This is a genomic window from Pseudomonas sp. B21-019, assembly GCF_024749225.1.
GTDB lineage: Bacteria > Pseudomonadota > Gammaproteobacteria > Pseudomonadales > Pseudomonadaceae > Aquipseudomonas.
This window is the reverse complement of sequence record NZ_CP087193.1, coordinates 4,044,642-4,062,302: the sequence shown is the minus strand read 5'-3', so window position 1 is coordinate 4,062,302 and position 17,661 is coordinate 4,044,642. Positions and strand designations below refer to the sequence as shown.

The window sequence follows — 17,661 nt, the reverse complement described above, 5'->3', positions numbered from 1 at the left end:
CTCCCAAGCTCGTGATAGCATCCGCGCCTATGAATGTTCCAGGAAGAATGACCAGCGGCCTGTTGATGCTGTTATCCAGCTGCGCGGCGCTGGCGCAAAGTGAATTGGATGTGCGGATCAAACCGTCCAACGATGAACTGAAGGCCAATATAGAGGGCTATATCGGTAGCCTCGGCGATCGCGATGAAGAAGCCTTGCTGCGCTTCAGTCGCGGCGCCGAAGAACAGGCGCGCAAGGCCGCCCAGGCCTTGGGGTATTACCAGCCGCAAATCGACAGCGACGTGAAGGGCGGCAAGACGCCGCGCCTGGTGCTGAACATCGATCCCGGCGAGCCAATCCATTTGCGTAACGTCACGATACGTGTCGACGGTCCTGCCGCCTCGCTTAAATCCTTTCGTGTGCCTAAGAGCGACCTGCTGAAACCCGGCGCAGCGCTGAATCATGGTCATTATGAAGACGCCAAGCGGATGATCCAGAACCAGGCCTCGCGCTTCGGCTTCTTCAGTGGGCGCTTCACCCGCCAGAAGCTGTTGGTGGACCCGCGCGCGGGCGTCGCCGACATCGAATTGATCTACGACAGCGGGCCGCGTTATGCGCTGGGCAAAGTCAGTTTTGAAGGCGACACGCCGTTCGACGAAGACCTGCTGCAACGCATGGTGCCGTTCAAGGCCGGTACGCCCTATGACTCCGAACTGATCGCCGAGCTCAATCAGGCGCTGCAATCGAGCGGTTATTTCGAAGGCGTGCGCGTCGACGCAGCGCCCACCGCGTCCAAGGACGACGTGATCCCGGTGGCGGTCAAGCTCGACACTCGCAAGCCTCGGACCATGGGCTTGGGCCTGGGGTTTTCCACCGACGTCGGCCCGCGAATCAAGGCCAACTGGACCCGGCACTGGGTCAACCCGCAAGGCGACAGCTATGGCTGGGAAGCCGAACTATCAGCACCGCGGCAGAACGTCGGGGTGTTTTACGACATTCCCCTGGACCCACCGCTGACCGACAAACTGCGCTGGGCCGCTGGCTATCAATATGAAGATATCGCTGGCACCGACTCCCGCAGCAAATTGCTGACCCTCGGCCCCGAATGGCACAGCAAGTTGCCCAGCGGCTGGCAGCGGGTGGTGTCGCTTAAATGGCAACGCGAGGAATACACACTCGGTGACGACTCGGGGCTCAGCACCTTGCTGATGCCCGGCGTGAGCTATTCGTACCTGAAAAGCGACAACCGCATCGACCCGCACAACGGCTATCGCCTGCAATTCGAAACCAAGGTGGCCAAGGAAGGATTGGGTTCGGACACCAACCTTATCTACGGCACGGCACTGGTCAAAGGCCTGACCACGGTCTTCGATAAACACCGCTTCCTCGGTCGGGTGCAGGTCGGCGGCAGCGCCACCAACGGTTACAAGTCGGTGCCGCCGTCTCTGCGCTTCTTCGCCGGTGGCGATCAGAGCGTACGCGGTTACGACTACCAGAGCCTGTCCCCGGAGAACTCCGAGGGCGACCGTATCGGTGGCCGCTACATGGTGGCCGGCAGCGTCGAATATCAATACTCCATCGCCGAAAAGTGGCGGGTCGCAACCTTCATCGACCAGGGCAACTCCTTCAACACCCTTGAATTGCCGAACCTGAAGACCGGCGTCGGTATTGGCTTACGCTGGGTTTCGCCGGTGGGGCCGATTCGCCTCGATCTGGCCCACGCGATGGACGACGACGGCGGCATTCGACTGCACTTTTCCATGGGGCCTGAGCTGTGAAGCGTGGTTTGAAAATAGCGCTGCTGGCGATCCCGGCGCTGCTGATGCTGGTCGTGCTGGCCTTGATCATCGTGCTGGGTACGGCGACGGGCAGTCGCTGGGCGCTCGGGTTGGTGCCGGGTTTGACCGTGGAGAATTTCCAGGGCCGTTTGGGTGGACAGTGGAGCGCCGACCATCTGCTGTGGCAGCAGGACAACAGCCGGGTTGAGCTGAACCAGGCGATTTTCGCCTGGTCGCCGCTGTGCCTGACGCGCATGACGCTGTGCATCGAGCAGTTGCAGGCCGAGCAGGTCAGCCTGCAATTCCCGCCCGGCGCAGAAGAGCAAAGCAGCGGGCCGATCAGCCTTCCGGATTTGAAATTGCCGCTGGCCATCAAGTTGGGTGACGTCAAGGTCGGCCGTCTGCTGTTCAATGGCAGCGAAGAGCTCAAAGGCCTGCAACTGGCGGCGCACTGGACCGAAAAGGGTTTGCAGATCGACTCGGTGCACTTGCAGCGGGATGAACTGAGCCTGAACCTGTCCGGCCTGTTGCAACCGAGCGGCAACTGGCCGCTGACCGCCGAAGGCAAACTGACCTTGCCGGCACCCGGCACCGAGCCCTGGGCCCTGGCTTTGAAGGTCGACGGTGACCTGCTGAAAACCCTGAACCTGAAAGCCGACAGCAGCGGTTACCTGAACGGGCAGTTGACTGGCGAATTGCAGCCGCTGGTGGAAAACCTGCCGGCAAAAGTGCGCATCACCGCTGACGGCTTCAAGGCCAGCGCCGATCTACCGGACACCCTGCAACTCAATCAACTGGAACTCACCGGCGACGGCGACCTGAAAAACGGCTACCAGTTGCTGGGCAAAGCCACGTTGCCCGCCGAACAAGGCCCGGTCGCGTTGTTGCTGCAAGGCAAGGTCGACGCCAAGGGCGCGCAGATCGCCGCTCTCGACCTGACGGCCAGCGACAAACAAAGCCTCAAGCTCACCGGGCAATTGGACTGGAGCAAAGGCTTCAGTGCCGAAGCGAAAATCGACTGGCTGGATTTCCCTTGGCACCGCCTCTATCCGCTGATCGACGAGCCGCAAGTGGCACTGCGCAGCTTCAACGGTGAAGTCTCCTACACCGACGGCAATTACATAGGTAACTTCAAGGCCGCACTGGATGGTCCGGCCGGGGCGTTCAGCCTGAACAGCCCGTTCAGCGGCGACCTGAGCCAAATTCATCTACCGCAATTCAAGCTCGAAGCCGGGCAGGGCAAGGCCGAAGGGCACCTGAGCCTGCAATTTGCCGACGGCATCGCCTGGGATACCGCGCTGGATCTCTCGGCGATCAACCCGGCGTACTGGCTCGCGGAATTGCCGGGCACCTTGGCCGGCCCGTTGCGCAGCAAAGGCGAGATGAAAAACGACAGGCTCAGCCTGACCGCCGACCTGGACCTGAAAGGCAAACTGCGCGGGCAGCCGGCGGTGTTGCAAGCCAAGGCCGATGGCGGCGGCGAGCAATGGAACCTCAGCGCATTGCAGGTTCGCCTGGGTGACAACAGCATCAATGGCCAAGGCAGCCTGCAACAGAAACTCGCCGGCCAGATCGACATCAAAATGCCGCGTCTGGCCCAACTCTGGCCGCAACTGCGCGGCCAGCTCAATGGTCGGGTCAATGTCGCCGGCACGCTCAAGGCACCGCAAGGCAAACTCGACCTGCAAGGCACGCAACTGGTCTTCGAAGACAACCGCCTGCAAAGCCTCAATCTCGACGCCACCCTCGACAGCGCCCAACGGGCGAAGATCGACCTCAAGGGCAGCGGCATCCAGACTGGCGACACGTCACTGGGCACCTTGACCGCCAGCGGCCAGGGCGACATCAAAAACCAGAAACTGACCCTCGACCTGCAAGGGCCGAAGCTGAAACTGGCGCTCGGTCTCGACGGCGCGTTGGATAAAGGTAACTGGCGCGGGCGTCTGGCCAGTGGCGATATCCAGGCCGGTGGTCAGGACTGGAAGCTGCAGACCCCGGCAAAGCTTGAACGACTGGCGGACGGTAAAATCAACTTCGGCGCCCATTGCTGGATGTCCGGCCCGGCCAGCCTGTGTGGCGAAGACCAGCGCTTGATGCCCGAGCCAAAGCTGCGTTACCACCTCAAGCAGTTCCCGATCGACAGCCTGGCGCAATGGCTGCCGAAGGATTTTGCCTGGCAGGGCCGGCTCAACGCCGACCTGCAACTGGACTTGCCGGCCAGCGGCCCGAACGGCCAGATCAGCGTCGATGCCAGCGGCGGCACGTTGCGCATGAAGGAAAAGGATCAGTGGCTGGATTTCCCCTACCAGACCCTGAAACTCACCAGCAAACTCACGCCAAAACGCATCGACACCGACCTCAGCTTTGTCGGTGGCAAGCTTGGTGAGCTGATGCTCCAGGCGCAGATCAACCCGTTGCCGAAGAACAAACCGCTGACCGGCTCATTCCGCCTCAATGGCCTGGATTTGTCGGTGGCGCGGCCGTTTGTGCCGATGGTCGAGAAACTCACCGGGCATTTGAACGGCAGCGGCACGTTGTCTGGCGGGTTGCTGGCGCCGCTGGTCAACGGCAACCTTGAGCTGCGCGACGGTGAAATATCCGGCTCTGAATTACCGATGGATTTGGAAGCCTTGCAACTTCAAGCCGTGATTGTCGGCGAAACCGTTCAGTTGAGCGGCGGCTGGAAAAGCGGCAAGACCGGGCAGGGCAGCCTTAACGGCAACATTGCCTGGGGCCAGGCGCTGGTGGTGGATCTGGCGCTCAAAGGTTCGCAATTGCCGGTCACGGTCGAGCCTTATGCCAAGCTGGAAGTCGCGCCGGACCTGAAGATCTCCATGAAGGACGACAAACTGGCGATCGTCGGCAAGGTGCTGGTGCCCAAGGGCGAAATCACCGTGCGCGAACTGCCGCCGTCGACGGTCAAGGTCTCCGACGACACGGTGATCGTCGGTCAGCAGACCGAAGAGGGCAAGCCGCCGATGGCCATGGCGATGGACATCGACGTGGTGGTCGGTGAGGAAAAACTGAGTTTTGCCGGGTTTGGCCTGACCGCCAACCTGCAAGGTCATGTGCACATTGGCGACAACATGGACGCACGCGGCGAACTCTGGCTCAACGACGGGCGTTATCGCGCCTACGGCCAGCGCCTGACGGTGCGCCGGGCCCGCTTGCTGTTTGCCGGTCCCATCGATCAGCCGTACCTGGACATCGAGGCGATTCGCCAGACCGACGACGTGATTGCCGGCATTCGCTTGAGCGGCAGTGCCGAACAGCCGACCACGCAGATCTTTTCCGAGCCGGCGATGAGTCAGGAGCAGGCATTGTCCTACCTGGTGCTGGGGCGTCCGCTGAGTACCACCGGTGAAGACAACAACATGCTCGCCCAGGCCGCCCTCGGTTTGGGTTTGATGGGCAGCTCCGGGGTCACCAGCGGTTTGGCCAAGGATCTGGGCATTCAGGACTTCCAGCTCGATACCCAAGGCAGCGGCAACACCACCAGTGTGGTCGCCAGCGGCAACATCTCCGAGAAGCTCAGCCTGCGTTATGGCGTAGGCGTGTTCGAACCGGCCAACACCATCGCCTTGCGTTACAAGCTGAGCAAAAAGGTCTACCTCGAAGCCGCCAGCGGCGTGGCCAGTTCGCTGGACATCTTCTACAAGCGGGATTTCTAACTCCCCCAAGATCAAAAGATCGCAGCCTTCGGCAGCTCCTACAGAAGCGTTCTCACCATATTCAAGGGTGTACGCGATCCCGTAGGAGCTGCCGAAGGCTGCGATCTTTTTGCTTTCAGTCCCACCATTTATCAGTCAAATACAAAGCATCCTAACTATTGCGTTGACATTGGCTGCCTAAGCAGTAATATCTCGACATACATTCACTGCCTAGGCAGCTAATTGGTGGTCAGATGAAACATTTCTCCTCATACGATTTCCATAATTGCCATCTTGGCCTCTTGCTCGGCCGCGCCGCGCTGCTCAAGGACCGGATCATCGACACGCACATGGAACCCCACGGCATCACCGCCGCGCAGTTCAAAGTGCTGATCATCATGGCCCAGTTCGGTGTCGATACCCCGGCCGAGCTGTGCCGCCACCTGTCGCTGGACAGTGGTTCGATGACCCGCATGCTAGATCGTCTGGAACAGAAAGGTTTCCTCGCCCGCCAACGCTCCGAGGCAGACCGCCGTCAGGTGCAACTGGTGCTGACCGAACAAGGTCAACAGTTGACTGACCGTCTGCCGGAAATCGGCGCCGATGCCATGAATGAACTGGCCGGTGCCATCACCCCGGAAGAATTGAAAGCCCTGGAACACATCCTGAAGAAAATCCTGGTAGCGGCGGGTGACTCGATCACCTTGCTGCGGGTAGGTGGCAATGAACAGTAAACGCCTGCGTACCGGACTGAGCCTGGTGTTGTTGGCCATGAGCGTCGCCGGTTGCGCCAGTTACAGTGGCCTGAGCACCGAAGGCGTCAGCCTCGATGCGAAGAACCTCAAGGCCGGGCAGTCGCTCAATGGCGTGACCCTGACACCCGCCGCATGGCCGAAAAGCGACTGGTGGAAAAGCCTCGGCGACCCGCAGCTCGACGGCCTGATCCGCGAAGCCCTGCACGACAGCCCCGACATGCAAATCGCCGACGCCCGCGCTCACCAGGCCAGTGCTGCCGCCTATGCCGCCGATGCTGCGCGGATGCCCACCCTCGATGCCAACGCCGGTGTCAGCCGTTCGCGTCTGGCCCGCGACAAAGACCCGAGCGGGCAGGGTGGCACTTACTCCACCGTGCGTAATCTCGGCGCCAGCTTCAATTACACCTTCGATCTCTGGGGCGGCCAGCGCGATGCCTGGGAAGCCGCGTTGGGCCAGGCTCGCGCCGCCGAGGTCGATCAGCAGGCCGCGCAACTGACCTTGTCCGCCGACGTCGCCCGTGCCTACAGCGATCTGGGGCAGGCGCACATCATCCATGACCTGGCCAGCGAAGACCTCAAGCGCACCAAACAAATGCTCGACCTCAGCCAGCGTCGCCTGAGCTCGGGGATCGACAGTCAGTACCAGTTCCAGCAAACCGAAAGCCTTGAAGCCAGCGCCGAAGCCAGCCTGATCGACGCCGAGAAACGCCTGCAAAGCGCGAAAATCGCCTTGGCGGTGCTGTTGGGCAAAGGTCCGGATCGCGGTAACGCAATCGCCCGGCCGAAAGTCCTTCAGGCCAGCGCCGTCGCGTTGCCATCGGTGTTGCCAGCGGAATTGCTCGGTCGTCGCCCGGACCTGGTGGCGGCACGCTGGCGGGTTGAAGCCGCGAGCAAAAACATCGCGGCGAGCAAGACCCGGTTCTACCCCAACCTCAACCTGAGCGCGGCGGCCGGTGTCGAGTCGTTGCTGGGGGATGCGATGTTCGGTTCCGCCAGTCGCTTCTTCAACATCGCGCCGACGATCTCGGTGCCGATTTTCGACGGCGGCCGCCTGCGTGCCGACCTCGATTCCCGCGACGCCGATTACGACCTCGCGGTGGCGCAGTACAACAAAAGCCTGGTGAAAGCTTTAGGCGATGTCAGCGACACCATCAACCAGTTGCACGATATCGGCCGGCAAATCGGTGCCCAGCAACACGCCACCGACATCGCCCGGGATTCTTACAACACCGTGGTTCAGCGCTACGGTTCCGGCATCGGCAACTACCTCGATGTGCTCAGCATCGAGCAGCAATTGCTCCAGGCCCAGCGTCAGCTGGCCAACCTGAATGCCGAGCAGATCGACCTGTCGATCCAACTGATGCAAGCGCTGGGTGGCGGATTTCAGGGCGAAACCCTGACCGCCGCCAACGCATCCCCAGCCACGCAGCACAACTAATTCAAGGTACTTGTCATGGCCACTGCAGATACAACCCCTGACGACACTCAAGGCACGAACAACCCGCGCAAGCGCAAAGTGATGCTGTTTGTCCTGACGATCCTGGTGATCCTCGCCGGAGCCAGCGTCTGGGGTTATCACCAATTCTTCGGTCGCTGGAGCGAAAGCACCGACGACGCCTACGTGAACGGCAACGTGGTGGAAATCACTCCGCTGGTTACCGGCACCGTGGTCAGCATCGGCGCCGACGACGGCGATCTGGTCCACGAAGGCCAGGTGCTGATCAACTTCGACCCGAACGACGCCGAAGTCGGTCTGCAAAGCGCTCAGGCCAACCTGGCCCGCACTGTGCGCCAGGTGCGCGGTTTGTACAGTAACGTCGACGGCATGAAAGCCCAGGTCAATGCGCAGCAGGCCGAAGTGCAAAAGGCTCAGGAGAACTTCAATCGGCGGAAAAACCTCGCCGCCGGCGGGGCGATTTCCCAGGAAGAACTGTCCCACGCCCGTGATGACTTGACCTCGGCGCAGAACGCCCTGGCCAACGCCCAACAACAGCTCAAGACCACCAGCGCGCTGGTCGATGACACCGTGGTGTCGTCGCACCCGGACGTGATGGCCGCCGCTGCGCAAGTGCGTCAGGCGTACCTGAACAATGCCCGCAGCACCTTGATCGCGCCGGTCACCGGTTATGTCGCCAAACGTACCGTGCAACTCGGTCAGCGTGTCCAGCCGGGCACCGCGCTGATGGCGGTGATACCGCTGGATCAGCTGTGGATTGATGCGAACTTCAAGGAAACCCAACTGCGTGACATGCGCATCGGTCAGCCGGTGGACATTGAAGCCGATCTCTACGGTAGCAACGTCAAATACAGCGGCACCATCGACAGTCTCGGCGCCGGGACCGGCAGCGCGTTTGCCTTGCTGCCGGCGCAGAACGCCACCGGTAACTGGATCAAGATCGTGCAGCGGGTGCCGGTGCGGATTCATATCAACGCCGAAGAGCTGGCCAAGCACCCGTTGCGGGTCGGCCTGTCGACTCAGGTTGATGTCAACCTGCGTGACCAGAGCGGTCCGGTGCTGGCGCAACAGCCGCCGCAAAAGGCTTCATTCAGCACCGGCATCTACGACCGTCAGTTGGCCGAAGCCGATGCGATGATCACCCAGTTGATCCACGACAACAGCGCCGCGGTCAGCAAAACCGCGCACCGCTGATTCGCCATCACACCGACCCTGTGGGAGCGAGCTTTTGTGGCGAGGGGGCTTGTCGGAACGCCGCATCGCCCCGTTGGACTGCGCAGCAGTCCCATCTTCTAGGGCCGCTTCGCGACCCAACGGGAGCAAGCTCCCTCGCCACAAAAGCTTGCTCCCACAAGGTCAGCTGCGTCAGTAACAGGCGCTGTGCCAATCCCGCTCCAAAAAATTCAGCTCCAAAGGATTCGCGATGAGCCATAACGCCTCTTTCTCGCCGCCCAGCCTGGTGCTCAGCACCATCGGCCTGTCGCTGGCGACGTTCATGCAGGTGCTCGACACCACCATCGCCAACGTGGCCTTGCCGACGATTTCCGGCAACCTGGGCGTGAGTTCGGAGCAGGGCACCTGGGTAATCACCTCGTTTGCCGTGAGCAACGCCATCGCGCTGCCGCTGACCGGTTGGCTCAGCCGGCGCTTTGGTGAGGTGAAACTGTTTCTGTGGGCGACGATGCTGTTCGTACTGGCGTCGTTTCTGTGCGGTATCTCGACCTCAATGCCGGAGCTGATTGGCTTTCGGGTGCTGCAAGGCCTGGTGGCCGGGCCGTTGTACCCGATGACCCAGACGCTGTTGATCGCGGTCTATCCGCCCGCGAGGCGCGGCATGGCCCTGGCGTTGCTGGCGATGGTCACGGTAGTGGCGCCGATTGCCGGCCCCATCCTCGGCGGCTGGATCACCGACAGCTACAGCTGGCCGTGGATCTTCTTTATCAACGTGCCGATCGGGGTTTTCGCCGTGATGGTGGTGCGCCAGCAGCTCAAGGCGCGTCCGGTGGAGACCAGTTACCAGCCGATGGATTACGTGGGTCTGATCACCTTGATCATTGGCGTCGGCGCGTTGCAGGTGATCCTCGACAAGGGCAATGACCTGGACTGGTTCGAGTCGAATTTCATCATCATCGGCGCGGCTATTTCGGTGATTGCGCTGGCGGTGTTCGTGATCTGGGAAATGACCGACAAACACCCGGTGGTCAACCTGCGGCTGTTCGCCTACCGCAACTTCCGCATCGGCACCATTGTGCTGGTGGGTGGTTACGCCGGGTTCTTCGGCATCAACCTGATCCTGCCGCAATGGCTGCAAACCCAGATGGGCTACACCGCAACCTGGGCCGGATTGGCGGTGGCGCCGATCGGTATTCTGCCGGTGGTGTTGTCGCCGTTTGTCGGCAAGTATGCGCACCGGTTCGACCTGCGACTGCTGGCCGGTGGCGCGTTCCTGTGCATCGGTTTGAGTTGTTTCATGCGCGCCGGGTTTACCAACGAAGTGGACTTCCAGCACATCGCTCTGGTACAGCTGTTCATGGGTATCGGCGTGGCGCTGTTCTTCATGCCGACCTTGAGCATTTTGATGTCGGACCTGCCGCCGAGCCAGATTGCCGACGGTGCGGGGCTGGCGACCTTCCTGCGGACCCTGGGCGGTAGTTTTGCGGCGTCGTTGACCACCTGGATCTGGATTCGCCGGGCCGATCAGCACCATGCGTATCTGAGTGAAAGCATCACCACCTATGAGCCGGCGACCCGGGAGGCGTTGAACACGCTGGGCGGGGCGGGCAACCCGGCCTACGCGCAGCTGGATCATGTGCTGACCAGTCAGGCGTACATGCTCTCCACCATGGATTACTTCACGTTGCTGGGGTGGGCGTTCATGGGGTTGATTCTGCTGGTGTGGCTGGCGAAACCGCCGTTTGCGGCGAAGGCGGGGCCGGCTTCGGCAGGGCATTGATTTGGTGGCGCCTGTTAAAAGATCGCAGCCTCGCTCCGCTCGACAGCTCCTACAGGTGCATTGCCTAACGTGGTCAATGTAGGAGCTGTCGAGTGAAACGAGGCTGCGATCTTTTGATCTTAGGTTTTTATGGCGTAACGTAATCAAACGGCGCCAACGCAAACCCTTGCTCATCCACCTGCAACGCCCAGCCTTGACGGTCCCAATCCCCCAACACAATACGCTTGGCCGCCTGCGCGCCAATCTGCAACTTGTGGATGGCGGGGCGATGGGTGTGGCCGTGGATCAAGGTTTTCACACCATATTGCTGCATGATCCGCGGAATCTCTTCCGGCGTGACATCGACAATGTCATTGGCCTTCATCCGCGTCTGCGCACGGCTTTCGCTGCGCAGCTTGCGCGCCAGTTTATGCCGGGTGCCCAAGGGCAGATGGCGCAGGATGAACAGGGTGATCGGGTTGCGCAGATAGCGTCGCAGCTTCATATAACCGACGTCGCGGGTGCAGAGGCTGTCGCCGTGCATTAACAGCACCGGCTCGCCGTAAAACTGCACGACACTCGGATCTTTGAGCAAGGTACAGCCGGCTGCTTTGCAGAAGGCCTTGCCGAGCATGAAGTCGCGATTGCCGTGCATCAGGAAAATGGCCGTGCCGCTGTCGCTTAAGTTCCGCAGGGCTTGGCAGATGGAACGCTGGAAGGCTGTCATGGCATCGTCGCCAATCCACGCCTCGAAAAAGTCGCCCAGAATGTACAGCGCACTCGCCGAGCGGGCGCGTCCAGCGAGCAAATCCAGAAACGCCCGGGTAATGTCCGGGCGCTCCTCTTCCAGATGCAAGTCTGAAATCAGCAGTATCACTCAATGATCTCGGCTTTCTCGATGATCACGTCGTCTGCAGGTACGTCCTGGTGACCGGCCTTGGAGGTGGTGGCCACGCCTTTGATCTTGTCGACGACGTCGGTGCCTTCAACTACTTTGGCGAATACGGCGTAGCCCCAACCCTGAACGGTCTTGGCGCTGTGGTTCAGGAAGCTGTTGTCAGCCACGTTGATGAAGAACTGGGCGGAAGCCGAATGCGGCTCCATGGTGCGGGCCATGGCCACGCTGTACTTCACGTTCGGCAGGCCGTTGTCGGCTTCGTTCTGGATGCTTGGGCGCTTGTCTTTCTTTTCTTTCATGCCTGGCTCGAAACCGCCGCCCTGGATCATGAAGTTACCGATGACGCGGTGGAAAACGGTGTTTTCGTAGTGACCGGCCTTGACGTATTCGATGAAGTTGGCAACGGTCAGCGGTGCCTTTTCAGCGTTCAGTTCCAGGACGATGTCGCCGAAGTTGGTAGACAGTTTGACTTGAGTCATGATCAGTACTCTTTATAGAAATTCGTGGGTTTCAGGGCGCTTTGGCCCTCAACCGGTCCGGCCAGTGTCGGCCAAGGTGCGCAGTTTAGCGTGCCGGGCGTGAATTTCGAGGCTGTTTTTCATCGCCGGCCGATTAAATGCAACCGATTGCCGGCCTGCTCTGTCAGCCACTTGACAGCATCGGCTATGATAAGCCCCTTTGATTTATAACAGCCGCTTTGATTTGGCCAACTGGCCGCGCACTTGTACGTTCAAGGATCCTATGAGCAAGCCCACTGTCGACCCTACCTCGAATTCCAAGACCGGCCCTGCCGTGCCGGTCAATTTCCTGCGCCCGATCATCCAGGCGGACCTGGACTCGGGTAAGCACACGCAGATCGTTACTCGTTTCCCGCCTGAGCCCAATGGCTACCTGCACATCGGTCACGCCAAGTCGATTTGCGTGAACTTCGGCCTGGCCCAGGAGTTCGGCGGCGTCACGCACCTGCGTTTCGACGACACTAACCCGGCCAAGGAAGACCAGGAATACATCGACGCGATCGAAAGCGACGTCAAATGGCTGGGCTTCGAATGGTCCGGTGAAGTGCGCTATGCCTCGCAGTATTTCGACCAGTTGCACGACTGGGCGGTAGAGCTGATCAAGGCCGGCAAGGCCTACGTCGACGACCTGACCCCTGAACAGGCCAAGGAATATCGCGGCACTCTGACCGAGCCGGGCAAGAACAGCCCGTTCCGCGACCGCTCGGTTGAAGAAAACCTCGACCTGTTCGCCCGCATGAAGGCCGGCGAATTCAAGGACGGCGCACGCGTGCTGCGGGCCAAGATCGACATGGCCTCGCCGAACATGAACCTGCGCGACCCGATCATGTACCGCATTCGTCATGCCCATCACCACCAGACCGGTGACAAGTGGTGCATTTACCCGAACTATGACTTCACCCACGGTCAGTCGGACGCCATCGAAGGCATCACCCACTCGATCTGCACCCTGGAGTTCGAAAGCCATCGTCCGCTGTACGACTGGTTCCTCGACAGCCTGCCAGTACCGGCGCACCCGCGTCAGTACGAGTTCAGCCGTCTGAATCTGAACTACACCATCACCAGCAAGCGCAAGCTCAAGCAGCTTGTGGACGAGAAACACGTCAACGGCTGGGACGATCCGCGCATGTCCACGCTGTCGGGCTTCCGCCGCCGCGGCTACACCCCGGCGTCGATCCGCAACTTCTGCGACATGATCGGCACCAACCGTTCCGATGGCGTGGTCGACTTCGGCATGCTCGAGTTCAGCATCCGTCAGGACCTGGACGCGAATGCCCCGCGCGCCATGTGCGTGCTGCGTCCGTTGAAAGTCGTGATCACCAACTACCCGGAAGACCAAGTCGAGAATCTCGAACTGCCACGTCATCCGCAGAAAGAAGAACTCGGCGTGCGCAAGCTGCCGTTCGCCCGTGAAATCTACATCGACCGCGATGACTTCATGGAAGAGCCGCCAAAAGGCTACAAGCGCCTGGAGCCGAACGGCGAAGTGCGTCTACGCGGCAGCTACGTGATCCGTGCCGACGAAGCGATCAAGGACGCCGATGGCAACATCGTCGAACTGCGCTGCTCGTACGACCCGCAAACCCTGGGCAAGAACCCTGAAGGTCGCAAGGTCAAAGGCGTGATCCACTGGGTGCCGGCCGCGGCCAGCGTCGAGTGCGAAGTGCGTCTGTACGATCGTCTGTTCCGTTCTCCGAACCCGGAGAAGGCCGAAGACAGCGCCAGTTTCCTGGACAACATCAACCCTGACTCACTGCAAGTCCTCACCGGTTGTCGTGCTGAACCCTCGTTGGGCAACGCACAGCCGGAAGACCGTTTCCAGTTCGAGCGCGAAGGTTACTTCGTCGCGGATATCAAGGACTCGAAACCGGGCGCTCCGGTATTCAACCGTACCGTGACCCTGCGTGATTCGTGGGGCCAGTGATTCAAGGAAATTAAAGTGCTTACGATCTACAACACGCTCACCAAGAGCAAAGAAGTCTTCAAGCCGCTGGATGGCAACAAGGTGCGCATGTACGTCTGCGGGATGACCGTATATGACTACTGCCACCTGGGCCACGGCCGCAGCATGGTCGCGTTCGACCTGGTGACCCGCTGGTTGCGGTTCAGCGGTTACGACCTGACCTACGTGCGCAACATCACCGATATCGACGACAAGATCATCAATCGGGCCAACGAGAACGGCGAGTCGTTCGAAGCGCTGACCGAGCGCATGATCGCGGCGATGCACGAAGATGAAGCGCGCCTGAACATCAAAAAGCCGGACATGGAGCCGCGTGCCACGGATCACATCCCGGGCATGCACGCGATGATCCAGACCCTGATCGACAAGGGCTACGCCTACGCACCGGGCAATGGCGACGTGTACTACCGCGTCGCCAAGTTCATGGGCTACGGCAAGCTGTCGCGCAAGAAGATCGAAGACCTGCGTATCGGTGCACGAATCGAAGTCGACGAGTCGAAACAGGACCCGCTGGACTTCGTGCTGTGGAAAGGCGCCAAGCCGGGCGAACCGAGCTGGCCATCGCCGTGGGGCGACGGTCGTCCGGGCTGGCACATCGAATGCTCCGTGATGTCCACCTGCTGCCTGGGCGAGACCTTCGACATTCATGGCGGCGGCAGCGACCTCGAGTTTCCGCACCACGAAAACGAAATCGCCCAGAGCGAAGCGGCCACCGGCAAGACCTACGCCAACGCGTGGATGCATTGCGGCATGATTCGCATCAATGGCGAGAAGATGTCCAAGTCCTTGAACAACTTCTTCACCATTCGCGACGTGCTCGACAAGTACCACCCGGAAGTCGTGCGTTACCTGCTGGTGTCGAGCCACTACCGCAGCGCGATCAACTATTCGGAAGACAACCTCAAGGACGCCAAGGGCGCCCTCGAGCGTTTCTACCATGCGTTGAAAGGCTTGCCGAAAGTGGCACCGGCGGGTGGCGAAGCCTTCGTCGAGCGTTTCACCCAGGTGATGAACGACGACTTCGGCACGCCGGAAGCCTGCGCCGTCCTGTTCGAGATGGTCCGCGAGATCAACCGTCTGCGCGAGAGCGATCTGGCTGCTGCGGCGGGTTTGGCGGCGCGTTTGAAAGAGCTGGCCAGTGTGCTGGGTGTGTTGCAGCTTGAGGCCGATGACTTCCTGCAGGCCGGTGCCGAAGGGCGGGTTGATGCGGCTGAGGTTGACGCACTGATCCAGGCGCGATTGACCGCTCGCGCGAACAAGGACTGGGCCGAATCCGACCGCATCCGCGACCAGCTCACCGCCATGGGCGTGGTGCTGGAAGACGGCAAGGGCGGCACGACCTGGCGTCTGGCTGACTGATGATCGTCCCGCGCTCTGATTGATCGTTCCCACGCTCTGCGTGGGAATGCCTCAATGGACGCTCCGCGTCCGCTTCGGCATGGGACGCAGAGCGTCCCGGGCTGCATTCCCACGCGGAGCGTGGGAACGATCAATCAGTCGCCTGTCTGGCGCAATCGCTTGTAAAGGGTATTCCGGCTAACCCCGAGCCTGCGGGCTAAATGGGAGATATTCCCCCCGGCCGCCTGCAACTGCCGATTCAATGCCTCGGCATCATTCAAATCAACGGCTATCGGCTCCGGCGTATCCACCGGCTCCATTTCCAGATCGACAAAAAAATCATCCGGTAAATGCTCCGGTCGCACGGGTTGCTCTTCGGCCATGGCCAACGCCACCTGCATCACGCTGCTGACCTGGCGCAAATTCCCCGGCCACGGATGGCGGCTGAACAGTTCCAACACCTCGGGGCTCAACCCGGCCCACTGCGACGGTTCGCGGTGTTGTTCCCACAAGCGCTTGAACAGTGCCTGCTTGTCGCTGCGTTCCCTGAGCGGTGGCAGTTCCAGGGTCAAACCACCGATGCGGTAATACAAATCCTCACGAAACCGCCCCAACTGCACCTGCTCGCGCAATGAGCGGTTGGTCGCCGAGATGATCCGGATGTCCACCGGGAACAACTCGCTGCTGCCCACCGGTTGTACGCAACGTTCCTGCAACACCCTCAGCAGCCGTGCCTGGGTCGGTAGCGGCATGTCGCCGATTTCATCGAGGAACAGGGTGCCTTTGTCGGCCTTGCGGATCAGCCCGATGCTGCCTTTCTGGTTGGCGCCGGTGAACGCGCCTTTCTCGTAGCCAAACAGCTCGGACTCCACCAGTTCGGCGGGGATCGCTGCACAGTTGACGGCAATGAATGGTTGTTTGCTGCGTGAGCTGGCGTGGTGCAGGGCTTTGACGAAGACTTCCTTGCCGACCCCGGTTTCCCCGTGGATCAACAATGGAATGTCCTTCTCCAGCAAACGCTCGGCCTGGCGCACGGCTTTTTCCACGCGGCTGTCGCCGAAGTGCAGGGTGTTGAGGCTGATTGCGGCGGGTGCTGCCAGGGCGGGCTCAGTGCACTTTATTTCAGGGCTTTTCGTTTCAGTGCTCTTTTTTTCTGCAAACAGCCGCGCCTGAATCGACGCCTGTTTCGGTCGTTTCAGCACGCACTGGAAACGGTTGCTTCCTGATGCTTGCAGGGAAAACGGCAGGCCGTCCGGCTGATTCAGCAGCTCCATCAACGAAACTTTGAACAGGCTTTCGACGCTGACCCGCGACAGACTGATGCCCAGCAGATTGTCGGCCCGGCGATTGGCCGACAGCACCTGGCCGGTTTCATCGAAGATCAACAGCCCGGCCCATTGACTGTCGAGGTTGTTCAGCCCGGTGTTGAAGGTCAGTTGGAAATGCTGGCCGTGGAACAGGTTGAGGATCAGCCGGTTCTCCACGGTCTGGCTCATCATCTTGACCATGCCCAGGGTGTGGGAGGGCGGCAGGTAGCTGTCGCTGGACACATCCAGCACCGCGATCACCTTGCGCTCGGCATCGAAAATCGGCGCGGCGGAACCGGTCATGAAGCGGTTGGCCTTGAGGAAATGCTCATCGTGCTCGATGTGCACGGCCTGCTCGCAGGCCAACGCGGTGCCGATCGCATTGGTCCCGCTGCAATGCTCCATCCAGCTGGCGCCGACGCTGAAACCGCGGGTCAGGCTCGGCTCGATGAAACGCTGGGTGCCCCACGACGTCAGCACCTGGCCGTGATTGTCGGCGAGCATGATCAGGCAATTGGAGTTGCTGAGGATGTTTTCGTAATACGGCAGGACTTCCTGATGGGTGGTTTGCACCAGGGAATGCTGGCTCTCCAGCAAGTGGGCGATGCCGTCTGCCGGCAGCTGATCGAACGCCGGAGCGCTCTGATGATCGAGCCCGAACGCGCGGCAGCGGGACCAGGAGTCCTGGATGATGGCATCGTGGGAGCGCTTTGAGACAGGTACGGCCATGGCGGTCGATCTCTGGGCATTATTATTTTTGTTATGAGTAACACGCTTCATGTAGCAGCTGGCGAAGCCTGCGTTCGGCGACGCAGTCGTCGTGAAATCAGGCGTCGCGGTGTATCAGGACGACCACGCAAACAGGTCTTACGACGACTGCGTCGCCGAACGCAGGCTTCGCCAGCTGCTACACAGGATGTGGGGGATTCGAGTAATCGTCTTGCTAAAGCATCCGTAGAGTGTTGTTCACATTTGTTCATTGTCAATCGTTGAACTGTTCAATTGTTCATTCGTGGTTGTTCATTTCTGTTCAGCAACGAATGCGATTTTTAGCTTGTTTGAAGGAATTTCCAGCAAAATCAAACGC

Annotated in this window: 11 protein-coding genes; 8 read left to right on the top strand and 3 right to left on the bottom strand. The window is 60.5% G+C overall.

The window, feature by feature from the left end; genetic code table 11:
- The first annotated feature begins 29 nt into the window (after nt 1–29).
- From LOY36_RS18050 to LOY36_RS18025, 6 genes are all read left to right on the top strand, one after another.
- Nucleotides 30–1,757: an autotransporter assembly complex family protein gene (locus tag LOY36_RS18050; protein WP_026345727.1), complete on the top strand. Its 1,728-nt coding sequence runs from the start codon at nt 30–32 to the stop codon at nt 1,755–1,757.
- The gene (locus LOY36_RS18045; protein ID WP_258669549.1) at nt 1,754–5,428 is read left to right on the top strand and encodes a translocation/assembly module TamB domain-containing protein; all 3,675 of its coding nucleotides are present in this window, start codon (nt 1,754–1,756) and stop codon (nt 5,426–5,428) included. Before LOY36_RS18050 ends, LOY36_RS18045 begins: the two co-directional genes overlap by 4 nt.
- Before the next feature lie 233 nt (nt 5,429–5,661).
- Nucleotides 5,662–6,141, top strand: a complete 480-nt coding sequence (locus tag LOY36_RS18040) for a MarR family winged helix-turn-helix transcriptional regulator (RefSeq protein ID WP_018925477.1) — start codon at nt 5,662–5,664, stop codon at nt 6,139–6,141.
- Complete coding sequence (locus LOY36_RS18035; protein WP_258669545.1) at nt 6,131–7,600, top strand: efflux transporter outer membrane subunit; 1,470 nt, start codon at nt 6,131–6,133, stop codon at nt 7,598–7,600. The genes LOY36_RS18040 and LOY36_RS18035 overlap by 11 nt, the downstream gene beginning before the upstream one ends.
- A 15-nt stretch (nt 7,601–7,615) precedes the next feature.
- On the top strand, nt 7,616–8,812 hold the full coding sequence (locus tag LOY36_RS18030; protein ID WP_258669540.1) for an HlyD family efflux transporter periplasmic adaptor subunit: 1,197 nt from the start codon (nt 7,616–7,618) through the stop codon (nt 8,810–8,812).
- 229 nt (nt 8,813–9,041) lie between these two features.
- Nucleotides 9,042–10,571: a DHA2 family efflux MFS transporter permease subunit gene (locus tag LOY36_RS18025; protein ID WP_258669536.1), complete on the top strand. Its 1,530-nt coding sequence runs from the start codon at nt 9,042–9,044 to the stop codon at nt 10,569–10,571.
- A 127-nt stretch (nt 10,572–10,698) separates the two neighbouring features.
- Here the strand turns inward: LOY36_RS18025 and lpxH are convergent, their stop codons facing one another.
- Both lpxH and LOY36_RS18015 read right to left on the bottom strand, forming a co-directional pair.
- The gene (gene lpxH / locus LOY36_RS18020) at nt 10,699–11,427 is read right to left on the bottom strand and encodes a UDP-2,3-diacylglucosamine diphosphatase (protein ID WP_258669516.1); all 729 of its coding nucleotides are present in this window, start codon (nt 11,425–11,427) and stop codon (nt 10,699–10,701) included.
- The gene (locus tag LOY36_RS18015) at nt 11,424–11,927 is read right to left on the bottom strand and encodes a peptidylprolyl isomerase (RefSeq protein ID WP_258669514.1); all 504 of its coding nucleotides are present in this window, start codon (nt 11,925–11,927) and stop codon (nt 11,424–11,426) included. Before LOY36_RS18015 ends, lpxH begins: the two co-directional genes overlap by 4 nt.
- 262 nt (nt 11,928–12,189) lie before the next feature.
- On the opposite strand from LOY36_RS18015, the gene LOY36_RS18010 reads away from it, so the two are divergent.
- Nucleotides 12,190–13,890 carry a glutamine--tRNA ligase/YqeY domain fusion protein gene (locus LOY36_RS18010; RefSeq protein ID WP_258669511.1) on the top strand — a complete coding sequence of 567 codons (1,701 nt, stop codon included), beginning with the start codon at nt 12,190–12,192 and terminating at the stop codon, nt 13,888–13,890.
- A 15-nt stretch (nt 13,891–13,905) separates the two neighbouring features.
- Nucleotides 13,906–15,288, top strand: a complete 1,383-nt coding sequence (gene cysS / locus LOY36_RS18005; protein ID WP_258669508.1) for a cysteine--tRNA ligase — start codon at nt 13,906–13,908, stop codon at nt 15,286–15,288.
- A gap of 134 nt (nt 15,289–15,422) precedes the next feature.
- Here cysS and LOY36_RS18000 read toward each other — a convergent pair whose 3' ends face one another.
- Nucleotides 15,423–17,303: a sigma-54-dependent Fis family transcriptional regulator gene (locus LOY36_RS18000; protein ID WP_258669507.1), complete on the bottom strand. Its 1,881-nt coding sequence runs from the start codon at nt 17,301–17,303 to the stop codon at nt 15,423–15,425.
- Nucleotides 17,304–17,661: the final 358 nt, after the last annotated feature.